Here is a 24,593-nt window from a genome sequence, read left to right as displayed (position 1 = left end):
TCGTAAAATGACGTGATGGACCGAAGCCAGCAGCATCCCGTTTCCGGCACGCCCGACTCCAACGGCGGCCCGCACACTCTGTCGCCCCTTCAGCATCATGTCGATGAAGCGGCGCTGGCCGCGCTCGCATCGCGCATCAAGACGTGGGGACGCGAACTGGGTTTCGGCGAGGTCGGTATCAGCGATACGGACCTCGCGGATGCCGAGGCGGGCCTCGCGGCATGGCTCGACGCGGGCTGGCACGGCGAGATGGATTATATGGCCAAACACGGGATGAAACGCGCACGGCCGGCCGAGCTTGTGGCCGGCACGCTACGCGTGATTACCGCGCGAATGGCCTATCTGCCCGCATCGACAGAAGCTGGAAAGGGCGTTGAAAGCGATGCCGCGCGCGAACCACGCGCTTGCACACGCGGCAAACAGCGCGCGGCAATGCCGGGCCGGCATGACTGGCGCAGCGACGAACACGCGCGTCTGGCTGACCCGGGCGCGGCCGTCGTGTCGATCTACGCGCGCGGCCGCGACTATCACAAGGTCATGCGCAACCGTCTGCAGCAGCTCGCGGAGCGCATCGAGCACGAGGTGGGCGCATACGGCTTCCGGGTGTTTACCGATTCGGCGCCGGTGCTTGAGGTCGAACTCGCGCAGAAAGCCGGGGTCGGCTGGCGTGGCAAGCACACGCTGCTGTTGCAGCGCGATGCGGGTTCGCTGTTTTTTCTCGGCGAGATTTATGTCGATCTGCCGTTGCCCACCGACGCGCAGCGCACGCCCGAGCGCGCGCCGCAGACTGCGGGTGCGCATTGCGGCCATTGCACGCGCTGCATCGAAGCCTGCCCGACCGGCGCGATCGTCGCACCGTACAAGGTCGATGCGCGGCGCTGCATCTCGTATCTGACAATCGAACTGAAGGGCAGTATTCCCCAGGATTTACGGCCGCTGATCGGTAATCGTGTATACGGCTGCGATGACTGTCAGCTGGTGTGTCCATGGAACAAATTCGCGCAGGCGGCGCCGGTTGCGGACTTCGACGTGCGTCACGGGCTCGACCGTGCATCGTTGACCGACCTGTTCGGCTGGAGCGCGCAGGACTTCGACACGCGCATGCAGGGCAGCGCGATCCGCCGGATCGGCTATGAATGCTGGCTGCGCAACCTGGCAGTCGGGATGGGCAATGCGTTGCGCGCCGATCCGGCGAGCCTGGCGCCCCATGCGCGCGCGGCGATTGTCGACGCGTTGCGTGAGCGCGCCGACGACCCTTCGTCACTCGTGCGCGAGCACGTGCAGTGGGCGCTGGAAGCGGCGTAGAGTGCTGAAATGGCTGGAAAAAGCGGCTGGCGTGCAGGGTGGTCGCAACCACGGCCGCAGTGACGGCTGCAATCACGATCGCTATCGGGAGGATACGTTCACCATGTTCAATGCTGTGATCGATGCGCCGTTCGGCAAGATCGGCATTCGCGTCGAAGGGGCCAACCTGCGCGAGATTGTCTACTTGCCCGACTCGATGCAAAGCGTCGAGCCCGACACGGCGCTGGCGAAAAAGGCGGTCGAACAGATCGAACATTATCTCGACCACGCGTCGGCGACCTTCGAGTTGCCGCTCGCGGAGGTCGGCACCGCGTTCCAGCGGCGCGTCTGGCAGGCGATTAGCGCGATCCCGCCCGGCGTCGTGCAGACCTACGGGCAACTGGCGAAGGAGATCGGTAGTGTGCCGCGCGCGGTTGGCCAGGCGTGCGGGTCGAACGCATACCCGATCGTGATTCCGTGCCATCGCGTGGTTGCGTCGAGCGGTATCGGTGGCTTTGCGCATCACGGCGACGACGGTTACTACCGAACGGTCAAACGCTGGCTGCTCGCGCATGAAGGCGTGCGTTACGCATGAGCGACGCCATTACCGTCGACCCCGCCGGCGCGCCCGTCGCGTCGCCCCTCTTTCAGTCGAGTAGCGCGTCGATCGATGCGTTCTGCGACGCGTTGTGGCTCGAGCATGGCTTGTCGCGCAATACACTCGATGCTTATCGGCGCGATCTGCGCCTGTTTGCCGAATGGCTCGCGGCAACCCGCAATGCCTCGCTCGATACCGCTGCCGAAGCGGATCTGACCGCATACAGCGCGGTGCGCCTGAAGGACAAATCGACTTCGTCGAACCGGCGCCTGTCGGTGTTTCGGCGCTATTACGCGTGGGCGGTGCGCGAGCATCGCGCGGTAGCCGACCCGACGCTGCGCATTCGCTCAGCGAAGCAGCCGCCGCGTTTTCCGGCGACGCTCACCGAGGCGCAGGTCGAAGCATTGCTGGGTGCGCCCGATATCGACACGCCGCTTGGCTTGCGCGACCGGACCATGCTCGAGTTGATGTACGCGAGCGGCTTGCGCGTGACGGAACTCGTCACCCTGAAGACCGTCGAGGTTGGTCTCAACGAGGGCGTGGTGCGCGTGCTCGGCAAGGGGGCGAAAGAACGGCTGATTCCGTTCGGCGAAGAGGCGCACGGCTGGATCGAGCGGTATCTGCGCGAGTCCCGGCCGGCGCTGCTTGGCGCGCGCTCGGCCGACGCGCTATTCGTGACCGCGCGCGCGGAGGGCATGACGCGCCAGCAGTTCTGGAACATCATCAAGCGCCATGCGATGGCGGCCGGCGTGCATGCGCCGTTGTCACCGCATACACTCAGGCATGCATTCGCGACGCATTTGCTGAACCACGGTGCGGACTTGCGGGTCGTGCAGTTGCTGCTCGGCCATACCGATATTTCGACGACGCAGATCTACACACACGTCGCGCGTGAGCGGCTGAAGTCGCTGCATGCGGTGCATCATCCGCGCGGATGACGGCGCGCGGCAAACGCAAACGGGCGCGGGTTGCCGCGGCGGGCCGGGGCGTTACGCGAGGTCGCGCAGTTTGTGCTTCAAAATCTTGCCGGTCGCCGCGGCGGGCAGCGCGACGAGCACCTTCACTTCGGCGGGCCGTTTGTACGGAGCAAGCCGCGTTCCGCACCATTTCACCAACTGCGCGGGCGACACGTGCGCGCTTGCGACCAGCTCGACAAACGCGATCACGTCTTCGTTGCCGTCGCTTGCCGGCCGGCCGATCACCGCCGATTGCACGACGTCCGGATGCGCGTTCAGCACCTGCTCGACCTCCGCTGGATAGACATTGAAGCCCGAGCGGATGATCAGCTCCTTGCTGCGGCCGACAATATGCAGCGCGCCGTCCGGGTCTTGCGTTGCGAGGTCGCCGGTTTTGAGCCAGCCATCTTCGGTCATGGCGGCGCGTGTTTGAGCGGCGGCGCGATAGTAGCCGAGCATCACGTTGGGACCACGCACCCAGAGCTCACCGACTTCGCCGTGTGCGACATCGGTGCCATCCGGCGACACGAATCGAACCTCGACGCCCGGAATCGGCGGACCGACCGAACAGTCGGAGCGCGGCGCATCGAGCATCGTTTGCGCGACGGTCGGGCTGGTCTCGGTCATCCCGTAGCCGTTGTGCAGCGCGACGCCGTACAGGCTTTCAACACGCGCTTTCAGCGCCGCGTCGAGCGGTGAACCGCCCGAGTACGCAAAGCGCAAGCGTGGTGCGAACCAGCGCAGGCGCTGCGTGTGCAGATAGTCGAGCAGCTTCGCATGCATCGCCGGCACGCCCTGAAAAATCGATACGTCTTCGTCGGCGAGCGCGGCGCGCACCGCTTCCGGCACAAAACGCGGCGCAAGCCGCAGTGTCGCGCCCGCATACAGGCTGCCGAGGCACACCGAAGCGAGTCCGTACACGTGCGATACCGGCAGCACCGTGTAGACGACGTCGTTCGGACCGACGCGGCGCAGTGTGCTGGACATCGCTGCGATAAAAAGCAGATTGCGGTGCGACAGCATCACGCCCTTCGGCGTGCCGGTTGTGCCGGTGGTGTAGATCAACGCGGCGCACTGACGCTCGCTCGCGATGTCGAGCGGCTCCGCTGGCGCGTTTGGCTCGAGCGTGTACGACCACGCGCCGATATCGGACCCCATCTTAGCGGCAAGCGCGGGTCCAGTCGCCGCCGCGGGTTGTGCGCGGTAGTGCCGCGCATGCCGCGCGGCATCGGGCGAAGCATCGGTCGTGAAGACGACGATGCGCGGTCGCGCGTGCTCGCCGATCGCGTCGAGTTCCGCTGCCGCGAGCCGCGCGTTGCACAGCAGCGCCCACGCGTCGAGTTGCGCGGTGGCGAACAGCAGCACGATCTGCGCGACGCAGTTTTCCGCAACGATCATCACACGATCGCCGCCGCGTACGCCCAGCGCGCGCAGCGTCGCGGCGGCCGCATCGGTGGCGGCGGCGAGTTGCGCGTAGGTCAGGCGCCGTGCGTCCTCGATCAGCGCGAGATGCTGGGGACGACGCGCGGCGCCGAGCGCCGGAATCCCGGAGATGCGCACGGGTAGCGACGCGAGCAACGCGGACGCATCGAACGCGACGTTGGCGGGTACGTGGGCGGCAGCGGTTGCGCTGGATGCTGGCGAATACGGCGGATGGCTCAATGCAATCTCCTGACAGCGACACGGCGGGCAATGGTTCTGCCGATTGGGCTGACGAATCGCGAACGATCGTGCCACACGCAGTGGACTCGCACAATCTCAGCCGTTCGGCAGATGGTCGAGGCCGCGCGCGGACATTACAATGCGCCGATGAGCAAATCCAGACATGTTTCCGAAACGCCTGCCACGCAGTTCCTGCGGCGCCACGGTGTTGCATTCGGCGAGCATCCGTATGACTACGTCGAGCATGGCGGCACCGAGGAATCGGCCCGTCAGCTTGGCGTCGACGAGCATCACGTCGTGAAGACGCTCGTGATGGAAGACGAGCAGGCGAAGCCGCTGATCGTGCTGATGCACGGCGACCGCACCGTGTCGACGAAGAATCTCGCGCGGCAGATCGGCGTGAAGCGTGTCGAGCCTTGCAAGCCGGAAGTCGCGAACCGGCATTCGGGGTACCTGATTGGCGGGACCTCGCCATTCGGCACGCGCAAGACGATGCCGGTCTACGTCGAAGCGGGCATTCTCGAACTGGACCGGATATGGATCAACGGTGGGCGGCGCGGGTTTCTGGTCAGTATCGCGCCGAGCGTGCTGACCGGGGTGCTCGGCGCACAACCGGTGCAGTGCGCAAGCGTGGATTGACTCTGGCCGGGTTAAGCCTGGCCGGAGGCTGACAGCGGTTCGGATGTCTGGGGTCGCGAGCGGCTTCGCGTTGCAGTCTGGTTTCGGCGTCGTCGTGTTCGGCTCGCAGAGACCGCCGCGGACGGCTTCGGTAGAATGTGCGCCGTCGTGAATGCGCGCCTGGCCGCACGTAACAGCAAGGCCGCGCGATCCGGCGGATAGCGATGCATAGCGGCAAGCGCCCGCCATCGCGCTGTTTGATACTTATAAGAGCTTCGACATGGAAAACCTGATTGTCGCTGTCGTGTCCTATCTGATCGGCTCGGTGTCGTTTGCCGTGATCGTGAGCGCGGCGATGGGCCTCGCCGATCCGCGTTCGTATGGGTCTGGCAACCCGGGCGCGACGAATGTGCTGCGCACCGGCAACAGGAAGGCCGCGGTCCTGACGCTGATCGGCGACGCGCTAAAGGGCTGGGTGCCGGTGTGGTTTGTCGGCCATTTCGGCGCGCGCTACGGTCTCGACGATACGTCGATTGCGATTGCGGCGATCGCCGTGTTTCTCGGCCACCTGTATCCGGTATTTTTCCGCTTCAAGGGCGGCAAGGGCGTGGCAACCGCGGCAGGCGTGTTGCTCGCGATCAACCCGGTGCTCGGGGGCGCGACGCTGATGACCTGGTTGATCGTCGCGTTCTTTATGCGGTACTCGTCGCTTGCGGCGATTTGCGCAGCAATCTTCGCGCCGCTTTTCGACGGTTTTCTGTTCGGTCCGAATGTGATCGCGCTTTCGATTGTCGCGATGAGCGCGCTGCTGATCTGGCGTCACCGTGGGAATATCGCGAAACTCGTCGCGGGGCAGGAAAGCCGGATCGGCGAGAAGAAGAAAGAAGCGGGCGGCGGGACGGCCGGCGGCACTGGGCACAGAAAGCCTTGAGCGCGGCCGCTGATTGACAGCAGGGCGCAGCGGTGGACCCGTGCTGGGAACAGCATGTGCAGGCATGTGCAGGCATGGGCGCGTATGTCGGCGTATGGTCGCGGATCTCCGTTATTTCGCGACGCTCGAATCAACCCCGCTCGCAAGCGCGCAAGCCCCGTCCCGGAGCCTAGTCCCGAAAGTTGTTGAAATCGAGCGGCGTGTCCGTCACTTCCTTGCGCAGCATCGCGATCACGCTTTGCAGATCGTCGCGTTTCGCGCCGGCGATACGCACCGCGTCGCCCTGAATGCTCGCCTGCACCTTGATTTTGCTGTCTTTCACAAGCTTGACGATCTTCTTTGCGAGATCGCCCGACACGCCTTTCTTGACCGTGACGACCTGCTTGACCTTGTCGCCGCCGATCTTCTCGATCTTGCCGTACTCGAGGAAACGCACGTCCACGCTGCGCTTCGCCATTTTGCCAAGCAGCACGTCCTTGACCTGGCTGAGCTTGAACTCATCGTCGGCGAACGCGGTCAGCTCGCGCTCCTTCTGCTCGACGCGAGCATCCGATCCCTTGAAGTCGAAGCGCGTCGAAATTTCCTTGTTCGACTGCTCGATTGCATTCTTCACCTCAACCATGTTGGCTTCGCAGACGACGTCGAACGATGGCATTTTTCTCTCCCATAGTGCTGGAGTACCGCCATGCCGCCCACCGGACGCGCATGACGCACTCGCTATAATCACGAACCGATGTCATTTTACCGGCGCCCTATCGTTTGCCCAAGGTTCGCACGTTGGTGGTACGGCTTTACGTATCGTTTTGTGCGGGCGCCGTTCCACTGAAACCTGTCCGATAGTCCGATAGTTTGCTGATCTTTTCGACCCGATGTCCGAAACCGCCTCCATGCCGTTGATTGCCGACTACCCGCTGCGCGCGCACAACACGTTCGGTTTCGACGTGCGCGCGCAGCTTGCTTGCCGGATCGAACGGGAAGACCAACTGCTTGCGGCCGTGCGTGACCCGCGCGCGGCGGGTTTGCCGAGGCTGGTGCTCGGCGGCGGCAGCAACATCGTGCTGACACGCGATTTTGCCGGGCTCGTGCTGCTGATCGCGCTGCGCGGCCGGCGCGTGGTCCGCGAAGACGGTGACGCGTGGTATGTCGAGGCGGCGGCGGGTGAAAACTGGCATGAATTCGTCGAATGGACGCTCGCGCACGGCTTGCCAGGTCTCGAGAATCTCGCGCTGATTCCGGGTACGGTGGGCGCCGCGCCGATCCAGAACATCGGCGCTTACGGGCTCGAAATGGGCGAGCGTTTCGCGTCGCTGCGCGCGGTGGATCTCGCGTCCGGGCAGACCGTCGAACTCGACGCGTGCGCTTGCCGGTTCGGCTATCGCGACAGCTTCTTCAAGCGGGAAGGGCGCGACCGCTTCGTGATCACGTCGGTCACGTTCAGGTTGCCGAAAGTGTGGGCGCCCCGCGCCGGCTATGCGGACATCGCGCGCGAACTGGCTGTCGGTCAGCACGGCAGCGTCAATGGCAAGGTCAGCGGCAGCGCGGACGCCGCGCCAGGCGCTCGGGCGATCTTCGACGCGGTGGTCAGGGTCCGCCGGGCGAAGCTGCCCGACCCGCTTGCACTCGGCAATGCCGGGAGCTTTTTCAAGAACCCGGTGGTGAGTGCCGCGCAATTCGCAGCGCTGCTGGAAAGAGAGGCCGGCATGGTGTCGTATCCGCAGCCCGACGGGCGCGTGAAACTCGCGGCTGGCTGGCTGATTGACCGCTGTGGGTGGAAGGGCCGCGCGCTCGGCGCGGCGGCCGTGCATGACCGGCAGGCGCTCGTGCTCGTCAATCGAGGCGGTGCGACCGGCGCCGACGTGCTCGCGCTGGCCGCGGCGATTCAGCGTGACGTCGCGGAGCGCTTCGGCGTCGATCTCGAGCCGGAACCGATCTTTCTCTGAGCGCGCACGGACGCGACAGCCGGTGCCGCGAACTTGCCAGGATTCTTCAATAAAAACGCCGGTGCACGTATTGGTGCGCCGGCGCCTTTCCGATTCGGACGCTGCGACTCTGAAGCGCGCCGTCGTCGTTCACGGGCCTAAGACCCGCCCGGGCTTAAGATCCACGCTTGCGGCGGGCAGTCTCCGCAATCCGCATCCGCAGTGCGTTCAGCTTGATAAAGCCGCCAGCGTCCGCCTGGTTGTATGCGCCGCCGTCATCGTCGAACGTGGCGATGGTCTTGTCGAACAGCGTGTCCTTCGAATCGCGCGCAACCACCGAGACGCTGCCCTTGTATAGCTTCACGCGCACCCAGCCATTGACCTTTTCCTGTGTATGGTCGATCAGCACCTGGATCGCGCGGCGTTCCGGGCTCCACCAGTAGCCGTTGTAAATCAGCGATGCGTAGCGCGCCATCAGGTCGTCCTTCAGGTGCGCGACTTCGCGGTCGAGCGTGATCGACTCGATGCCGCGGTGTGCCTTCAGCATGATCGTGCCGCCCGGCGTTTCATAGCAGCCGCGCGACTTCATACCGACGTAGCGGTTCTCGACGAGGTCGAGCCGGCCGATGCCGTGCTTGCCGCCCAGGCGGTTCAGTTCGGTGAGCATCGCGGCCGGCGACAGGCGCTTGCCGTTCAGCGCGACCGGATCGCCGTGCTCGTACTCGATATCGATGAATTCGGGCTGATCCGGCGCCTCTTCAGGCGACACGGTCCAGCGCCACATGTCGGCCTCGGCCTCGGCTTTCGGATCTTCGAGGTGACGGCCTTCGAACGAGATATGCAGCAGGTTCGCGTCCATCGAATACGGTGCGCCACCTTGCTTGTGCTTCATCTCGATCGGAATACCGGATTTTTCCGCGTAAGCGAGCAGCTTCTCGCGCGACAGCAGGTCCCATTCGCGCCACGGCGCGATAACCTTGATGCCGGGTTCGAGCGCGTAATAGCCGAGCTCGAAGCGGACCTGGTCGTTGCCCTTGCCGGTCGCGCCGTGCGACACCGCCTGTGCGCCCGTTGCGCGCGCGATATCGATCTGGCGCTTCGCGATCAACGGACGGGCGATTGACGTGCCCAGCAGATATTCGCCTTCATAGAGCGTGTTCGCGCGGAACATCGGGAACACAAAGTCGCGCACGAACTCTTCGCGCAGGTCTTCGATGTAGATGTTCTCCTGCTTGATGCCGAATTGCAGCGCCTTCTTGCGTGCCGGTTCCAGCTCTTCGCCCTGGCCGATGTCGGCCGTGAACGTGACGACTTCGGCGTCGTAGTTGTCCTGCAACCACTTCAGGATGACGGAGGTGTCGAGGCCGCCCGAATAGGCGAGCACGACTTTCTTGATATCGCTCATGATGGACTCGTAGCTGGAAGACTAGTGCGCGCCGGCGGCCCCGGCGCGCGGAAAAACGCTATTTTGACACTAAACTGCCCGATGCCCTGCGATTTGGACGGGGCGGCAAATGGGGACGCGCGTTGCGGCGGCGTGCCCCTTTGTCAGCGTGGACTCAGTGATTGAGCTTGCCGAGCAGCAGAAACTCCAGCAGCGCCTTTTGCACGTGCAGACGGTTCTCCGCTTCGTCCCACACGACGCTTTGCGGGCCGTCGATCACTTCCGCGCTGACCTCTTCGCCGCGATGCGCGGGCAGGCAATGCATGAAGAGCGCGTCCTTGTTTGCGCGCGCCATCATGTCCGCATCGATGCACCAATCCGCGAACGCCTTCTTGCGTGCTTCGTTTTCCGCTTCGAAGCCCATGCTGGTCCAGACATCGGTGGTGACGAGATCGGCGCCCGCGCACGCTTCATGCGGGTCGCCGAATTCCTGGCAGAACGGCGCGCTCTCAGGCGCGACCAGCGCGCGATCGAGCTTGTAGCCTGGCGGCGTGGACAGGCGCAGCTTGAAGCCGAGAATCTGCGCGGCCTGAATCCACGTGTACAGCATGTTGTTCGCGTCGCCGACCCATGCGACCGTTTTGTCGCGAATCGGTCCGCGATGCTCGTAGTACGTGAAGATGTCTGCCAGCACCTGGCACGGGTGATACTCGTTGGTCAGCCCGTTGATGACCGGCACGCGAGAGTTTTCCGCGAAGCGCTGGATGATGTCCTGGCCGAACGTGCGGATCATGATGATATCGACCATCCGCGAGATGACCTGCGCAGCGTCTTCGATCGGTTCGCCACGGCCAAGCTGGGTATCGCGCGTGCTCATGAACACTGCATGGCCGCCGAGCTGGAAGATGCCCGCTTCGAACGACAGTCGCGTGCGTGTCGAGTTCTTCTCGAAGATCATCGCGAGCGTGCGGTCGTGCAGCGGGTGATAGGTTTCGTAGTTCTTGAACTTGCGTTTCAGAATGCGCGCGCGTTCGAGCACGTATTCGTAGTCGTCGAGCGAGAAGTCCTTGAACTGCAGATAGTGGCGGATAGTTTTGGCGTTCATGAAACAAATACGGCGGTCTCACCCGACCGAAAGGGCCGGACGACGCCGCCGTCGTTTGTGGTAACTCAATGCAGCATAAAGGATTTTCCCGGGTTTGACGAGTCAGCCGGACGGAGGATGGCGGCACGACTGATGTGAGGAAAATTGTTGCCGCAATGTTCGCGGAAGGCTTGTGTGCAGTGCGGAAGAAGGCCCGCTGCGCTATAATCCGTAGGTTTTTCAAGAGCCCGGCAGGCAAGGCTCCATGCTTGCGGAACAAGGCTTGGCGTAGGCGGGGCGCACCGGCGGACGCGTCACGGCGCGAGCGAAAGCGACTGCGGCGACCGCCTTGAGCGTGCTGGACGGCCAATCAGTCGCACTGTCTTCATCGGGTTGTCAGGCTTTCGGTGTTTTCCGGTGCAGTCTGGCTGCGGTGAGCCTGCCGGTGTAGCGCCGATCAATGTGTGGTGCGGTGTCGATAAGGTGCCGCATAGAGACACCACACAGCGGCGCCACACCGATGCGCCACATGGCGAATGGCACGACCGGATGCGCGCGGCAGCGGTTTTGACGTTCGCGCAGCCCCGCTCGAATAGCCTGTCCGTTGTTGGCACTCCGCTGGGCAGTCACACAGGGTTTCCTACATGGCCGACACACCCCCAACCGAGTTCTTTATTCAAGGCATCACCAGCAAGGGAAAAAAGTTTCGGCCGAGCGACTGGTCGGAGCGTCTCGCGGGTGTGATGTCGTGTTTCGGTCCGGGGGCGAGAGGGCCGAACGCGCGCCTGCAATACTCGTTGTACGTGCGGCCCACCATGCTCGGCGACCTGAAGTGCGTGATTCTCGACTCCCGGCTGCGCGATATCGAGCCGATGGCGTTTGACTTCGTGATGAACTTCGCAAAAGACAACGACCTCGTTGTCACCGAGGCGTGCGAACTGCCGCCGCATCACGGTACGCAGCAGGGCAGAACGTCCTGACGCAGCGACGCTCAGCGCAATAATGACGCGCGCGCAGCGTGGTTATGCTGCGGCGGGATTAGCTCCGAATCGACGCGTGGCGCCGCGGCACAGGAGACGGCCTGCATAAACCGATCAGACACGAACCCGCGTTAGCGGGTTTTTTTATGCTTCGCGCTTTTGTGCACGCGAATGGCGTTACGGGTTCACGAGCGAACGCTTGCCGGCAATAAGAAGGCTGCAGAACAAAAAAGCCCGCCGAGGCGGGCCTTCATGCAGCAGCAAAAGCAGGATCAACCCGCATCGTGCGGGTTGGCAGGACTTGCGAATTTACTGTGCAGCGGGCGCTTGCAGACCCTTGACGGCTGCAGCGAGGCGGCTCTTGTGACGAGCGGCCTTGTTCTTGTGAACGATATCTTTGTCGGCAATGATGTCGATGGTCTTCGACGATGCGCGGAAAATTTCAGCGGCCTTCGCTGCGTCGCCCGCTTCGATTGCCTTACGGACGGCCTTGACTGCCGTACGGTATTTCGAGCGCAGCGCCGAGTTGTGCGAATTGAGCTTGACAGCCTGGCGGCCACGCTTGCGTGCTTGTTTGGAGTTAGCCATGACGGTTGGTTCCTTATCCTGTTCCTGTTTCCAGTGCCGGCCCATTCGACGAATGGCCGATGAGAAGCCCCGGCGCTGCTTTCTGGATTCAACCCGCGGAAGCGGTTGCCCGCGGGCGCATGATCAAATTCAGGGTTACGACAATGATGTGAAGCTCGCCCCGGGAGTTGTCCAGGAAGTTGCCCCGGGGGTTGCCCCAGAAGGAAAACAAGCAGAGTAAGCTTCGAAACGGGCGATTATAGCAATAAAATCAGCCGAGTGACAAGCTGGAACGGTTCCCCCACCTTCGGCCGCGGCCGGCCCCTGCCGCCGGCCTTGCGCAAAATTCCCGCCGCAATCGAGACAATCGCGAACGTCTTGCGCGCGGATCGGTCCGAATCGCGTTTTGACACGCTCTTGCGCCCTGGACCGACCCGTATAATAAGCGCCCCATGAATCTATTCCGAGCCCTGTTGACGGTCAGCGGCTTCACGCTGCTGTCCCGCGTGACCGGACTGGCCCGCGAAACGCTGATCGCCCGTGCGTTCGGCGCCAGTCAATATACCGACGCATTCTACGTCGCGTTCCGCATTCCGAACCTGCTGCGCCGCATTTCCGCCGAAGGCGCGTTCTCCCAGGCATTCGTGCCGATCCTCGCCGAGTTCAAGAACCAGCAGGGCCACGACGCGACCAAGGCGCTGGTCGATGCGACGTCGACGGTGCTCGCGTGGGTGCTGGCGATCCTGTCGCTGGTCGGCGTGGCGCTTGCGTCGTGGGTCGTGCTGGCCGTTGCATCGGGGCTGCGCACCGACGGCGACGCGTTCCCGCTCGCGGTCACGATGACGCGCATCATGTTTCCGTACATCGTCTTCATCTCGCTGACCTCGCTTGCGTCGAGCGTACTCAACACGTACAAGCATTTCTCGATGCCCGCGTTCGCGCCGGTGCTGCTGAATGTTGCGTTCATCTTTGCCGCGCTGTTCATCGCGCCGCATATGCGCACGCCGGTCTATGCGCTCGCGTGGGCGGTCATTGCCGGCGGCATTCTTCAGTTCGTCGTTCAGCTACCGGTGTTGAAAAAAATCGACATGTTGCCGCGCATCGGGCTACGGCCGTTACGCGCGCTCGCGCATCGCGGCGTGAAGCGCGTGCTCGCGAAGATGGTGCCGGCGATGTTCGCCGTGTCGGTTGCGCAGATCAGCCTGATCATCAACACGAATATCGCGTCGCATATCGGGCCGGGCGCGGTGTCGTGGATCAACTATGCGGACCGGCTGATGGAATTCCCGACCGCGCTGCTCGGCGTCGCGCTGGGGACGATCCTGCTCCCGAGTTTGTCGAAGGCGCACGTCGATGCGGATACGCACGAATATTCGGCGCTGCTCGACTGGGGCCTGCGCGTCACCTTCCTGCTCGCGGCGCCCAGCGCGATCGCATTATTCTTTTTTGCCGAGCCGCTGACGGCGACGCTCTTTCACTACGGCAAGTTTGACGGCCACGCGGTCGTGATGGTCGGACGCGCGCTTGCGGCTTACGGTGTCGGACTGGTCGGGTTGATTCTGATCAAGATCCTCGCGCCCGGCTTCTACGCAAAGCAGGACATCAAGACGCCGGTCAAGATCGGTGTCGGCGTGCTGGTCTTCACGCAGGTGTGCAACTACCTCTTCGTGCCGATCTTTGCCCATGCGGGGCTTACGCTGTCGGTCGGGCTCGGCGCTTGCATGAACGCGTTGCTGCTCTTCATCGGCTTGCGGCGGCGCGGTATCTATACACCGTCGGCGGGGTGGATGCGCTTTTTCGTGCAATTGCTCGGTGCATGTCTCGTGCTGGCAGGCATGATGCGGTGGCTGGCCGCGAGCTTCGACTGGATCGGCATGCACGAGCGGCCGCTCACGCGAATCGTGTTGCTCGGCGCGTGCCTCGTCCTGTTTGCCGCGCTATATTTCGGTATGCTGTGGCTGATGGGCTTCAAATACGCGTATTTCAGAAGGCGAGTGAAGTGATCACGATGACGCGAGTTCTCGACTATTTCAGCACGCTTGTCGCCGAGGACGAAAGCCTTCCGCTGACGGAAGCGGCGCTTTCGCTCGCGCAGGACGCCTACCCCGATCTCGATCTGCAGGGCACGCTTGCGGAGATCGACGAACTGGTCGTGCGGCTGCAGCGGCGCATGCCCGACGACGCGGATGTCAAACAGAAGGTCGGCATCCTGAACCGGTACTTCTTTCGCGAACTCGGGTTTGCGGCCAACGTCAACGACTACTACGATCCGGACAACAGCCATCTGAATGTCGTGCTCAAGCGGCGGCGCGGCATACCGATTTCGCTTGCGGTGCTGTACCTCGAAATTGCGAGTCAGGTCGGTATTCCGGTGCGCGGGGTATCGTTTCCAGGACATTTCCTGTTGCGTGTGACGACGCCGGAAGGCGATGTGATGCTCGATCCGACGAGCGGCCACTCGCTGTCCGAATCCGAGATGGTCGATATGCTTGAGCCGTATGTCGCGAAGGCGGGCGATTCGGTCGGCCGCGCGCTGCGGATGTTGCTGCAGCCGGCGACGCGGCGCGAGATCATCGCGCGAATGCTGCGCAACCTGAAGGCAACCTATCTGCAAACCGAACGCTGGCAGCGATTGCTCGCGGTGCAGCAGCGCCTGGTGATTCTGCTGCCGGAGAGTATCGAGGAAGTGCGCGACCGTGGTTTTGCCTATGCGCGGCTCGATTATCTGCGGCCCGCGCTCGAAGACCTCGAGCGCTATCTGGGCGACCGCCCTGACGCGGACGACGCGACTGTGGTCGAATCGCAACTGCTCGAGATTCGCCAGCGCACGCAGCATAACGACCGCGATTGACCGGCCCAGCGGCGCGGAGCTTCGCGCCGCGATGCGCTTTCCGTCACACGAAAGCGTCAAAAACACTACAACACCAAAACACGCGATCGATGCGGCCTGTCGCTGACGAAGCGACAGGCTTCGCCAGCCGCAAGCTTTTTATCCAGCATCAGGCCGCATCAAGCGGTCACTTCGGTTGCATGCGGATCGCACCGTCGAGGCGGATTACTTCGCCGTTCAGCATCGGATTGTCGAAAATCTGTTTCGCGAGCAGCGCGTACTCGACCGGCTTGCCCAGACGCGACGGGAACGGCACCATCGCGCCGAGCGAGTCCTGCACCTCCTGTGGCATGCCGAGCAGCATCGGCGTTTCGAAGATACCGGGCGCGATGGTCATCACGCGAATGCCATTGCGCGACAGATCGCGCGCGACCGGCAGCGTCATGCCGACGACCCCGGCCTTCGATGCCGCATACGCGGCCTGGCCGATTTGTCCGTCGAACGCCGCCACCGACGCGGTATTGACGATCACGCCCCGCTCGCCGCCCGCATTCGGCTCAAGCTTCGCCATTGCGGCGGCGGCGAGCCGGATCATATTGAACGTGCCGATCAGGTTGATCGCGATGGTTTTCGAAAACGCGTCGAGCGAGTGCGGGCCGTCCTTGCCGACCGTTTTCATCGCGGGCGCGACACCGGCGCAATTGATGAGTCCACGCAGCGGGCCGAGCTTTGCCGCAGCGTCGACAGCTTGAGTCGCGTCGTCTTCACGCGTGACGTCGCATTTGATGAACATGCCATGGAGCTCGTTGGCCAGCTTGACGCCGACCGCTTCGTTCAGATCGGCGAGCACGACCTTGCCGCCGTGTTCGGCGAAGAGGCGGGCAGTGGCCGCGCCGAGGCCCGATGCGCCACCGGTGATCAGAAATGCGTTATCGCGGATATCCATGAGTTCTCCTTGGGCCGGGTTAACGCGGCCGGTCTGGCGGGTTCGTGTCGAACAACGATTGTAGCGGGTGCGGTTAGCGCGCAGAAGGCGGATAGGAGACGCCCGGTGTTGCGACAGGAACGGCGTGAAGATGATTTGGATCGCTGATTAAATCAATCGCGACCTGTTGCAGCAGAGCTGAATAAAAACCGCCCACTGAGGGGCGGCTTTTGCGATGCCGGTTTGACCAGGCGGGGTGGTGCGCGATTCCGCGCAGGAACGGCAAGCGGAAACCGCGGGAGGACACTGCGCGCGGTCGCGCTGACTTCACTTCAACGCGTCGAACACGCGCGCGCGAATCTCATCGACACCGCCGAGCCCCGAGATACGCCGATACTGCGGCGCCTTTAGCGTAGTGGATGGATCGCCCTTCTGCGCCCATGTCTGGTAGTAATCGACAAGCGGCTTCGTTTGCGCGACGTAGACATCCAGACGTTTGCGCACGGTTTCTTCCTTGTCGTCGTCGCGCTGGATCAGCGGCTCGCCGGTCACGTCGTCGAGGTTGTCGTGCTTCGGCGGATTGAACTTCACGTGATACGTACGGCCCGACGCCGCGTGCACGCGACGACCGCTCATGCGGGTGATGATCTCATCGAACGGCACGTCGATCTCGAGCACGTAATCGATGGCGACACCCGCCTGCTTCATCGCTTCGGCTTGCGGCAACGTGCGCGGAAAGCCGTCGAACAGATAGCCGTTCTTGCAGTCCGCCTCGAGCAACCGCTCCTTCACGAGGTTGATGATCAGCTCATCCGTCACCAGTTCGCCGGCATCCATATAGCGCTTCGCTTCGATGCCAAGCGGCGTGCCCGCCTTGACCGCGGCGCGCAGCATATCGCCCGTCGAAATCTGCGGAATACCAAACTTGTCCTTGATGAAGTTTGCCTGGGTGCCCTTGCCCGCTCCGGGCGCGCCCAACAGGATCAAACGCATGTGATATCTCCAGATCTCTATGTAAATTCTGTTTTGCGCGGGCGCGGATCCGCGCACATCACGCTGCTTCGTCTTGTGGGCCGCGTTGACCGGGCGTGTACAGCGATCAGCGATGCGTTGCGCTGCACGTCGCGTGTTCTATCGCGACAGCGCTGCAACATGCAAGGTTGACTGCACAACGAGGGGACAAGCGGGGCGATACATGGCGAACGACGTTGCCGGATGGCTCGCTACCCGCCCGATTATGCCATGGGTTTTTACACGGACGACCCGAAAAAAGCCTGCACGCGCGCCAGATCGGCAGGCGTGTCGACGCCCGGCGGCGGGGTGTCCGGCGTCACGAGCACGGCGATCCGCTCACCATGCCACATCGCGCGCAACTGCTCGAGGGCTTCGGTCTGCTCGATCGGCGACAGGGTCAGGGACGGATACGTACGCAGAAACTTCGCACGGTACGCATAGAGACCGATATGCCGGTAGACGGTTGCGCTCGCCGGTGGCGCGGGCAGCGCGCCGAGATTGGGCAGCCCGGCGGGCGACTGCGGCTGCCATGCGTCACGGGCCCATGGAATCGGTGCGCGCGAGAAATACATCGCGATGCCGCGCGCGTCGAGCACGACCTTGACGACGTTCGGATTGAACACTTCCGTGGGATTCGTGATCGGATGCGCGGCCGTCGCGATCGCGCATCCGTCGTTCGCCGCGAGGTGCGACGCTACGCCGCGCACCAGCGCCGGATCGATTAGCGGTTCGTCGCCCTGCACGTTGACGACGATCGTGTCGTCGCTCCAGCCATGCTGCACTGCGACTTCGGCAAGCCGGTCCGTGCCCGACGGATGATCGGCGCGCGTGAGCATTGCGTCGATGCCGTGTGCGCGCGCGACGTCGAGCACCGCTTGCGCGTCGGTCGCGATCAGCACCTGCCGCGCGCCCGACTCGCGCGCGCGTTCGGCAACACGGATGACCATCGGCTTGCCGCCGAGGTCGGCAAGCGGCTTGTTGGGTAAGCGGGTGGAGGCGAGACGGGCCGGGACGACGGCGATAAAGGGCGGGGCGGGGACAGCGGAGCCGTTCACGCAACCGACCCCGGGTTCAGATCGACCGGTGTGCCTTCGACGGTCTGCCGCGCTTCATCGACGAGCATCACCGGGATGCCGTCGCGAATCGGATAGGCGAGCTTGTCTGCGTTGCAGATGAGCTCCTGTGCGGAACGATCGTAGCTGAGCGGGCCCTTGCAGATCGGGCAAACGAGGATTTCAAGCAGACGGGCGTCCACGGAGTTTCTCCACAACGGATTCAATGAGGCGATGATCAAGCGCGGCCTCGACCGGAACGACCCAGATTCGCGCATCACGCCAAGTCCCTAATTTTACCGCATCCTTTTCGGTGATCAGGATCGCGTCGGCTTGCGCATCCGCGAACGGATTGGCGGTGAACGCATAGTGGTCGGGCAGCGCTCGCGTATCGGGCGCGATGCCGGCGGCGCGCAGGGTCGCGAAGAAGCGCTCGGGTGCGCCGATGCCCGCGGCCGCCAGCACCTTGACACCGGTGAATTGCGCAAGCGGCCGGCGTAGCTGCGGATTGTCGAGGTGCCATGCGTCGCCCGGCGTCAGTTGCAGCGCGTAGGTGTTCGGCCATGGCGGCAGCGTGCGTTCGTACGGGCTATTGACGAGGGTCGCATCGCGGCGGCGCGACAGCGGTTCGCGCAGCGGCCCCGCGGGAAGCAGGAAGCCGTTGCCGCCGAGCCGGTGATCGAACACGACGAGTTCGACGTCGCGCACGAGGCGATAGTGCTGCAGGCCGTCGTCGCTGACGATCACGTCGACGTCGCGATGCGCGGCACACAGTGCGCGCGCGGCGGCGACGCGGTCCGGACAGACCCACACCGGCACGCTGGCGCGGCGCGCGATCAGCAGTGGCTCATCGCCAGCATGCGCGGCCGACGAAGCGGCGGTGACGGGCGTCGGCGTGCGCACGTGCGCGCCGTAGCCGCGCGACACCACGCCCGGCGCGAAACCGGCCGCGCGCAACGCTTCGACGAGCGCGATAACGGTCGGTGTTTTGCCTGTGCCGCCGACCGTCACGTTGCCGACCACCACGACGGGCACGCCGACCCTGATTCGCTCGAGCCAACCCGCCGCGTAGGCGCCGCGGCGCGCCGCCGCGATCGCGCCGAACACGCATGCGAGCGGCGACAGCGCCCACGCGAACAAGCCGCGCCGCTGCCATGCGCGCGTGACGTACGCTTCGACACGGGCGCGCAGTTCGTTCATGGATGCGCAGCCGGGCGGCACAAGCGCGCTGCGCCGACGGGCGGCAGGCTCGGTGCGCGTGACACGATGTACGGAGTGGACATCGACAAGGTTCTCTGGGGCGGCTGGCTGTCGCCGGGACCCGGCACTCTAGCGCGCGGAGCCGCCTCGCGGCAAGTCGCGAACGATAGCATCGAGCAGGCCAGACGGCGTTTCGCGCCCCGCGCGTTGCGCACCGAGCTTGTGGATAACTTTGTGGAGAACCTGCCTCGCATGCATCCGTCAGCACCGCCGCCTAAGCCTCCCGTCGCTATAGGTATACATTTAAGAGATAAAAAAATCATAAAAATCAAACACATAAATTGAATTCATGAGGCTTTCAGGGGCGTTTTCGACCCCTCATGTTTAGTATCCCGACATGTGGACACTTTTAACAACGTGACTAACCCGCACCCCGGAACAGTGGACGCGGCCCGCCTGTCGGTCTATCGTCTGTCCGGCCATTCATTTCGACCCGTTGGTCCGATCGCCGCATGAATCCAGAACGTCCTTTTGCTTCGTCCGTCCCGAGCGGCAGCGATGCCGTGATACCCGTGTCGGCGCTGAACCGCGCGATCGGCACGATGCTCGAGCGCTCGTTTCCGCTTGTGTGGGTGTCCGGTGAAGTGTCGAACTTCACGCGTGCCGCGAGCGGCCACTGGTACTTCTCGATCAAGGATGCGCAGGCGCAGATGCGTTGCGTGATGTTTCGCGGTCGCGCGCAATACGCGGAATTCACGCCGCGCGAAGGCGATCGCATCGAAGTGCGCGCGCTCGTCACGATGTACGAGCCACGCGGTGAACTGCAGCTGAACGTCGAAGCGCTGCGCCGCACCGGCCAGGGGCGCCTGTACGAAGCCTTTCTGAAGCTGAAGGCACAGCTTGAAGCCGAGGGCCTTTTCGCTGCTGAACGCAAGCGGACGCTGCCCGCGCATCCGCGTGCGATCGGTATCGTCACATCGCTGCAGGCGGCCGCGCTGCGCGATGTGTTGACTACCCTCGCGCGCCGCGCGCCGCACATTCCGGTGATCGTCTATCCGGCGCCGGTGCAAGGCATGGGCGCGGGCGCGAGGCTCGCGGCGATGGTCGAAACGGTGAATCAGCGGCGTGAAGTCGACGTATTGATTGTGTGCCGCGGCGGCGGCTCGATTGAAGACCTGTGGGCATTCAATGAAGAGGTGCTCGCGCGTGCGATTGCCGCAAGCGACGTGCCGGTGGTGAGCGGCGTCGGCCACGAAACCGATTTCACGATTGCCGATTTCGCGGCCGACGTGCGCGCGCCGACGCCGACCGGCGCCGCGGAACTCGTGAGCCCGCAGCGCGTGCTGCTGCTGCGCGAGCTCGATCACCGGCATGCGACGCTGGCGCGCGGCTTCGGTCGGATGATGGAGCGGCGAGCGCAGCAGCTCGACTGGCTGGCGCGCCGGCTCGTCTCGCCGGCAGAGCGGCTCGCGCGCCAACGCACGCATTTGCAGCAGTTGAGCGTGCGGCTTGCGTCGGCGGGTGCGCGGCCGGTTCGCGATGCGCGCGCACGCTTCGCATTGTTGCGCATGCGCTGGCAGCGCTGGCGCCCCGACGTCGCCGTGCATCGCAGTGCGGTGAGCCGGCTCGACGAGCGCCTGCGCGGCGCGTTCGTCCGGCGGTACGAACGTGATGCCGCGCATGTTGCGGCGCTCGCCGCGCGGCTCGAAGTGCTGAGTCCGCAGCGCACGTTCGAGCGCGGCTATGCGGCGCTGCTCGATGCGCAAAGCGGCCGCGCACTGCGCGCGCCGACTGCGTTGAAGCCTGGGCGCCGGCTGACCGTGCATCTGGCGGAGGGTTCGGCGGACATCGCGCTGGCCGATGTGCAGCCGCGGCTGACTGACGGCTTCTGAACCGCCGGCAGATTTGCCGGATCGCCGCGCACGCGCAGAACGCGCGTGCATTCATTACGCTGCTTCAAAGATGGGTCGACCGTACGACCCGAACGCTCGCGGTGGCGCTCACGCGAACGCGAATAACGGAGCGGATAAGCGCCAGATAAGCGGCGCGACCCCGGCCCAGGTACGCCGCTTGATACTGTTTCTGATGCAACGCCTGACAGCACGCCTTGTGTGTGATCGGAATGCGGCATCGCGCGACGTGAAGACCTGCGGTCACGCTTCGCGCGCCCGGCGAAAATCCCGCAATTCGCATCCAATTGCTCAAAAGACCGTTGGTTTGCGGGGTTATCCCAAGTCGCCTACAATCCAATGCTCTACAAGCGTTGTCCGCAGACTTCCCCATAAACAGATAGAAGGAAAGCACCATGGAACATCAGCTCCCGCCTCTGCCGTATGCGAAAAACGCACTCGCGCCGCACATGTCCGAAGAGACGCTTGAGTTTCACTACGGCAAGCATCACCAGACCTATGTGACTAACCTGAATAATCTGATCAAGGGCACGGAATACGAAAATCTGTCGCTTGAAGAAATCGTCAAGAAAGCGTCGGGTGGTGTGTTCAACAATGCCGCGCAAATCTGGAATCACACGTTTTTCTGGAACAGCCTGAAGCCGCAAGGCGGCGGCGCACCGAGCGGCGCGCTTGGCGAAGCGATCAACAAAAAGTGGGGTTCCTTCGACAAGTTCAAGGAAGAGTTCACGAAGACGGCCGTCGGCACGTTCGGTTCCGGCTGGGCATGGCTCGTGAAGAAGGCGGATGGCTCGCTCGACCTCGTGTCGACCAGCAATGCCGCGACGCCGCTCACGACGGACGCGAAGCCTCTGCTCACGATCGACGTTTGGGAGCACGCGTATTACATCGACTATCGCAATGCGCGTCCGAAATTCGTCGAAGCGTTCTGGAACATCGTGAACTGGGACTTTGCTGCGAAGAACTTCGCGTGACGTAACGTTGCGTCGCTTGTGTCCGGGCGGCTCGCGCATAGCGCATGAGCGGCCGGTAGTCTGAATGAAAGCCCTCCATGCGAGGGCTTTTGTTCGTCCATGCGCATGAGTTCGTGCATTTGTTACAGTGCAGTGCCCACGCGCTTATCCATGCGTTTATCCCTGTTCATCCAGGCTCATACCGACTGCTGCCGGCAATAGCGGGTTTCAATGATTGCTAGTCTGTATGCGGACTGTCATCTTGTTGTCGTTTATCTGTGGGATGCAATCAATGGAGTTCCGCACGGGACGAAGACACCCTTCGTGTTTGAACGCAGCGTCACGCATCCGCGCAGCGCCGCGCTTGTGCGTGCTGCGTGTGCTGGTGCACTCGGCGCATGGGCGTGAAGGTGAAACAATAGGTCAGTATAGTCATCCCCGACGCAGTGATTCCGTCCGAGCGAGGCGATGCAACGAGACCTTCGCGGCGGATCACCGGCGTCCCATGTCATATCGCGTGATGCCCGATTGCGCTGCTGCCCGATGCCGGTCGGCATGCGCACGCGAAGTCGGGCGAATTTGCTGCGCACCGCGCGCGCTGCGCGCCGCCATCATGGGTGCTGTCATTGAGCGAAACGCGCGTCCGCAAACAATGAGGTCTCTTACGGGTTGTCGAGTTCCGCGAGAATAAATCGCTTCGCGTGTCGCGATGCCCGGGCCATCGTGCCGTTCATGGTGTCCGCAACCTTTGACGCGTCAATGCCGGTGCGCTCTACTGACTATCGTGGCTTCAGCCAATGACACGAGAACTGGATTCAATCAAACTGCTCGACGCGGCGCCCGCGCTCATCTGGAGCGGCACACCCGACGGTGTCGCGACGTCGCTCAATGCGGCATGGACGCGTTATACAGGCCGCTGTCCGGAAGAACTGCGTGGCTTGGGCTGGCAACGTCTGCTGCATCCCGACGACCTGAGCACGGTACAGCAGTGCTGTGCCGGTGCGCACGGCGGCAATCAGGACCCGCGCCTGCCTGTGCGCATCGTCGACGCGCGCGGCCGTTATCAGCGATTTCTGCTCAGCATCAGCGCGCATGGAGCGGATGACGGCACGTGCGAAGGCTTTGCGGCCGCCGCGATCGGACTCCCCGATCACGAACTGCGCGAGCCCGCCCGTTGTGCCTGCGAACGTGAGCCGCACTTTCCATGGGGCCAGGTGCCCGTGATGGTTTGGAGTGCTCGGGCTGACGGCTACCTGGATTTCGTCAACGACCGTTGGGTGCGTTTCACCGGGGTATCGTTCGATGAGGCGCAAGGGTGGGGCTGGAAAGAGGCGGTGCATCCGGACGACCGCGAGCGTGCGATGAAGGTGTGGCTGCATCTGCTCGAGAACGGTCTCGAGGGTTCGTGCGAATGCCGGCTCGGCAGCCAGCAGCGGGGCTATCGCTGGTGCATGTCGGTCGTGAACCCGCTGCGCGATGTGACCGGCCGCGTCGTTCGCTGGTACGGCGCGATTCTGGACATCGAAGATCGCAAGCGCGCCGAAGATGCGCTGCGCCTGAGCGAAGCGTACCTGACCGACGCGCAGCGCTTGAGCCATACCGGCAGCTTTGCGCTCAATCCGCACACCGGAGCGCTGTATTGGTCCCATGAAATGTACCGGCTCTATGAATACGAGGCCGATACGAAGATCGACTTGCGTGCGGTGTTGGCGCGCACGCATCCCGACGACATCGACGAACTGACACGCGTATTCGAGCGGATTCACGCGGGTGATCGCGAGGTCGATACGACCCATCGGCTGATGATGCCTGACGGTAGAGTCAAAGATATCCGTCTGCTGGCTCATCCGGTCGATTACAAAGGCAGCAAGAGCGAGTATGCGGGCGCGGTGATCGATATCAGCGAGGCGAAGCAGGCCGAACGGCGTCTGGAGCAGGCGCATGACGAGCTCGCACACGCGACGCGCGTTGCGACGCTGGGCGAGCTCGCCGCATCGATCGCGCACGAGGTGAGCCAGCCGCTTGCGGCGATCGCGGCGAACGGCGCGGCCGGCTTGCGCTGGCTCGCTCGCGCGCAACCGGAAGTGGACGAGGCGAGACTCACGGTCGAGCGGATGATCAAGGAAGCCCAGCGTGCGACTGACGTGGTTCGTCAATTACGCGCGCTTGCGCGTAAAGACACGACGGCGCGCCACCTCGACGACGTGAACCGCATTGTTCAGGACGCGGTGCTGCTCGCGAAGCCGCAACTAGCGCGGAATCGCGTCGTGTTGAAGCTCGAGCTCTGTCCGGATCTGCCGCGCGTCGTAGTGCATCCGGTGCAGCTTCAGCAGGTACTGATCAATCTGATCACGAACGGTAGCCAGTCGATGGAATGGGTCGACGCGGTGCCCAGGGTACTGACGGTGAGTTCGTCGGTGAACGCGGACGGTGGCGTGCGCGTGATCGTGCGCGATGCCGGTACTGGCATCGCGGCGGCCGATCAGGAGAAGCTCTTCTCGCCGTTCTTCACGACCAAGCAGGACGGCATGGGCATGGGACTGTCGATCTGCAAGACGATTATCGAAAGTCACGGCGGGACGATTTCGGCCGGCAACAACGCGGGACCGGGTGCGCAACTCGTGGTCGAATTGCCGGGCGCGGCCACGCCCGGAAGGCCGGCGAGCCGTGAACGCACGCTTGATAGGGCCGACGCCCGCGTGTGCGGCGGCGGTGCGCGGTAGCGG

General features: G+C 63.6%; 23 protein-coding genes. 13 read left to right on the top strand and 10 right to left on the bottom strand.

Annotated features, from left to right (window positions below; translation table 11 throughout):
- The first annotated feature begins 15 nt into the window (after window positions 1-15).
- The 3 genes from queG (at window position 16) to xerD (ending at window position 2,820) form a co-directional block, all read left to right on the top strand.
- On the top strand, window positions 16-1,305 hold the full coding sequence (gene queG / locus HV796_RS01460; protein WP_175224414.1) for a tRNA epoxyqueuosine(34) reductase QueG: 1,290 nt from the start codon (window positions 16-18) through the stop codon (window positions 1,303-1,305).
- Window positions 1,306-1,408: 103 nt separating this feature from the next.
- Window positions 1,409-1,879, top strand: a complete 471-nt coding sequence (locus tag HV796_RS01455; RefSeq protein WP_175224555.1) for a methylated-DNA--[protein]-cysteine S-methyltransferase — start codon at window positions 1,409-1,411, stop codon at window positions 1,877-1,879.
- Window positions 1,876-2,820, top strand: a complete 945-nt coding sequence (gene xerD, locus HV796_RS01450) for a site-specific tyrosine recombinase XerD (RefSeq protein WP_175224412.1) — start codon at window positions 1,876-1,878, stop codon at window positions 2,818-2,820. The genes HV796_RS01455 and xerD overlap by 4 nt, the downstream gene beginning before the upstream one ends.
- Window positions 2,821-2,871: 51 nt before the next feature.
- On the opposite strand, the gene HV796_RS01445 is transcribed toward xerD, so the two are convergent.
- Window positions 2,872-4,416: a class I adenylate-forming enzyme family protein gene (locus tag HV796_RS01445; protein WP_246355637.1), complete on the bottom strand. Its 1,545-nt coding sequence runs from the start codon at window positions 4,414-4,416 to the stop codon at window positions 2,872-2,874.
- Between the two features lie 231 nt (window positions 4,417-4,647).
- Between HV796_RS01445 and ybaK the strand changes: the two genes are divergently transcribed.
- A complete protein-coding gene (gene ybaK, locus HV796_RS01440) occupies window positions 4,648-5,139 on the top strand; it encodes a Cys-tRNA(Pro) deacylase (RefSeq protein WP_175224408.1) in 492 nt (163 codons plus the stop codon).
- Between the two features lie 259 nt (window positions 5,140-5,398).
- Window positions 5,399-6,049 carry a glycerol-3-phosphate 1-O-acyltransferase PlsY gene (plsY, locus tag HV796_RS01435; RefSeq protein ID WP_175224406.1) on the top strand — a complete coding sequence of 217 codons (651 nt, stop codon included), beginning with the start codon at window positions 5,399-5,401 and terminating at the stop codon, window positions 6,047-6,049.
- A 169-nt stretch (window positions 6,050-6,218) separates the two neighbouring features.
- Here plsY and HV796_RS01430 read toward each other — a convergent pair whose 3' ends face one another.
- Entirely contained in the window at window positions 6,219-6,704 is a 486-nt protein-coding gene (locus HV796_RS01430) for a YajQ family cyclic di-GMP-binding protein (RefSeq protein ID WP_175224404.1), read from the bottom strand.
- A gap of 214 nt (window positions 6,705-6,918) precedes the next feature.
- On the opposite strand from HV796_RS01430, the gene murB reads away from it, so the two are divergent.
- Window positions 6,919-7,989, top strand: a complete 1,071-nt coding sequence (murB, locus tag HV796_RS01425; protein ID WP_175224402.1) for a UDP-N-acetylmuramate dehydrogenase — start codon at window positions 6,919-6,921, stop codon at window positions 7,987-7,989.
- A gap of 154 nt (window positions 7,990-8,143) precedes the next feature.
- Here murB and HV796_RS01420 read toward each other — a convergent pair whose 3' ends face one another.
- Together HV796_RS01420 and argF are read right to left on the bottom strand one after the other, a co-directional pair.
- Window positions 8,144-9,373: an argininosuccinate synthase gene (locus HV796_RS01420; RefSeq protein WP_175224400.1), complete on the bottom strand. Its 1,230-nt coding sequence runs from the start codon at window positions 9,371-9,373 to the stop codon at window positions 8,144-8,146.
- A 154-nt stretch (window positions 9,374-9,527) separates the two neighbouring features.
- On the bottom strand, window positions 9,528-10,457 hold the full coding sequence (argF, locus tag HV796_RS01415; RefSeq protein ID WP_175224398.1) for an ornithine carbamoyltransferase: 930 nt from the start codon (window positions 10,455-10,457) through the stop codon (window positions 9,528-9,530).
- 623 nt (window positions 10,458-11,080) lie between these two features.
- Here argF and HV796_RS01410 point away from each other — a divergent pair.
- Window positions 11,081-11,416, top strand: coding sequence for a DUF3579 domain-containing protein (locus HV796_RS01410; protein ID WP_175224397.1), 336 nt, complete (start codon window positions 11,081-11,083; stop codon window positions 11,414-11,416).
- A gap of 309 nt (window positions 11,417-11,725) precedes the next feature.
- Here the strand turns inward: HV796_RS01410 and rpsT are convergent, their stop codons facing one another.
- Window positions 11,726-12,004 (bottom strand): 30S ribosomal protein S20, encoded by a 279-nt coding sequence (gene rpsT, locus HV796_RS01405; RefSeq protein ID WP_175224394.1) that lies wholly within the window; start codon window positions 12,002-12,004, stop codon window positions 11,726-11,728.
- A 431-nt stretch (window positions 12,005-12,435) separates the two neighbouring features.
- Here rpsT and murJ point away from each other — a divergent pair, with 431 nt between their 5' ends.
- Window positions 12,436-13,986, top strand: a complete 1,551-nt coding sequence (gene murJ, locus HV796_RS01400; RefSeq protein ID WP_175224393.1) for a murein biosynthesis integral membrane protein MurJ — start codon at window positions 12,436-12,438, stop codon at window positions 13,984-13,986.
- A 5-nt stretch (window positions 13,987-13,991) separates the two neighbouring features.
- On the top strand, window positions 13,992-14,834 hold the full coding sequence (locus HV796_RS01395) for a SirB1 family protein (protein WP_175224554.1): 843 nt from the start codon (window positions 13,992-13,994) through the stop codon (window positions 14,832-14,834).
- A gap of 166 nt (window positions 14,835-15,000) precedes the next feature.
- Here the strand turns inward: HV796_RS01395 and HV796_RS01390 are convergent, their stop codons facing one another.
- The 5 genes from HV796_RS01390 to lpxK all read right to left on the bottom strand — a co-directional run bounded on the left by HV796_RS01390 (window position 15,001) and on the right by lpxK (window position 19,004).
- Entirely contained in the window at window positions 15,001-15,759 is a 759-nt protein-coding gene (locus HV796_RS01390; RefSeq protein ID WP_175224391.1) for a 3-hydroxyacyl-CoA dehydrogenase, read from the bottom strand.
- 306 nt (window positions 15,760-16,065) lie between these two features.
- The gene (gene adk, locus HV796_RS01385) at window positions 16,066-16,731 is read right to left on the bottom strand and encodes an adenylate kinase (RefSeq protein WP_175224389.1); all 666 of its coding nucleotides are present in this window, start codon (window positions 16,729-16,731) and stop codon (window positions 16,066-16,068) included.
- A gap of 257 nt (window positions 16,732-16,988) precedes the next feature.
- Window positions 16,989-17,807, bottom strand: coding sequence for a 3-deoxy-manno-octulosonate cytidylyltransferase (kdsB, locus tag HV796_RS01380; protein WP_175224388.1), 819 nt, complete (start codon window positions 17,805-17,807; stop codon window positions 16,989-16,991).
- A complete protein-coding gene (locus HV796_RS01375; protein WP_006050060.1) occupies window positions 17,804-18,007 on the bottom strand; it encodes a Trm112 family protein in 204 nt (67 codons plus the stop codon). Before HV796_RS01375 ends, kdsB begins: the two co-directional genes overlap by 4 nt.
- Window positions 17,988-19,004, bottom strand: coding sequence for a tetraacyldisaccharide 4'-kinase (lpxK, locus tag HV796_RS01370; RefSeq protein ID WP_175224386.1), 1,017 nt, complete (start codon window positions 19,002-19,004; stop codon window positions 17,988-17,990). The genes HV796_RS01375 and lpxK overlap by 20 nt, the downstream gene beginning before the upstream one ends.
- 75 nt (window positions 19,005-19,079) lie before the next feature.
- Between lpxK and HV796_RS43330 the strand changes: the two genes are divergently transcribed.
- The 4 genes from HV796_RS43330 (at window position 19,080) to HV796_RS01355 (ending at window position 24,590) form a co-directional block, all read left to right on the top strand.
- Complete coding sequence (locus HV796_RS43330; RefSeq protein ID WP_217477824.1) at window positions 19,080-19,349, top strand: hypothetical protein; 270 nt, start codon at window positions 19,080-19,082, stop codon at window positions 19,347-19,349.
- A 167-nt stretch (window positions 19,350-19,516) separates the two neighbouring features.
- Window positions 19,517-20,896 carry an exodeoxyribonuclease VII large subunit gene (gene xseA, locus HV796_RS01365; protein ID WP_175224384.1) on the top strand — a complete coding sequence of 460 codons (1,380 nt, stop codon included), beginning with the start codon at window positions 19,517-19,519 and terminating at the stop codon, window positions 20,894-20,896.
- A 413-nt stretch (window positions 20,897-21,309) separates the two neighbouring features.
- On the top strand, window positions 21,310-21,888 hold the full coding sequence (locus HV796_RS01360) for a superoxide dismutase (protein ID WP_175224382.1): 579 nt from the start codon (window positions 21,310-21,312) through the stop codon (window positions 21,886-21,888).
- A gap of 776 nt (window positions 21,889-22,664) precedes the next feature.
- Window positions 22,665-24,590, top strand: a complete 1,926-nt coding sequence (locus HV796_RS01355; protein ID WP_175224380.1) for a PAS domain-containing sensor histidine kinase — start codon at window positions 22,665-22,667, stop codon at window positions 24,588-24,590.
- The last annotated feature ends 3 nt before the right edge of the window (window positions 24,591-24,593 follow it).

It is taken from the genome of Paraburkholderia humisilvae, assembly GCF_902859855.1.
GTDB classification, from domain to species: domain Bacteria; phylum Pseudomonadota; class Gammaproteobacteria; order Burkholderiales; family Burkholderiaceae; genus Paraburkholderia; species Paraburkholderia humisilvae.
This window is presented reverse-complemented; position numbering and strand designations above follow the sequence as displayed.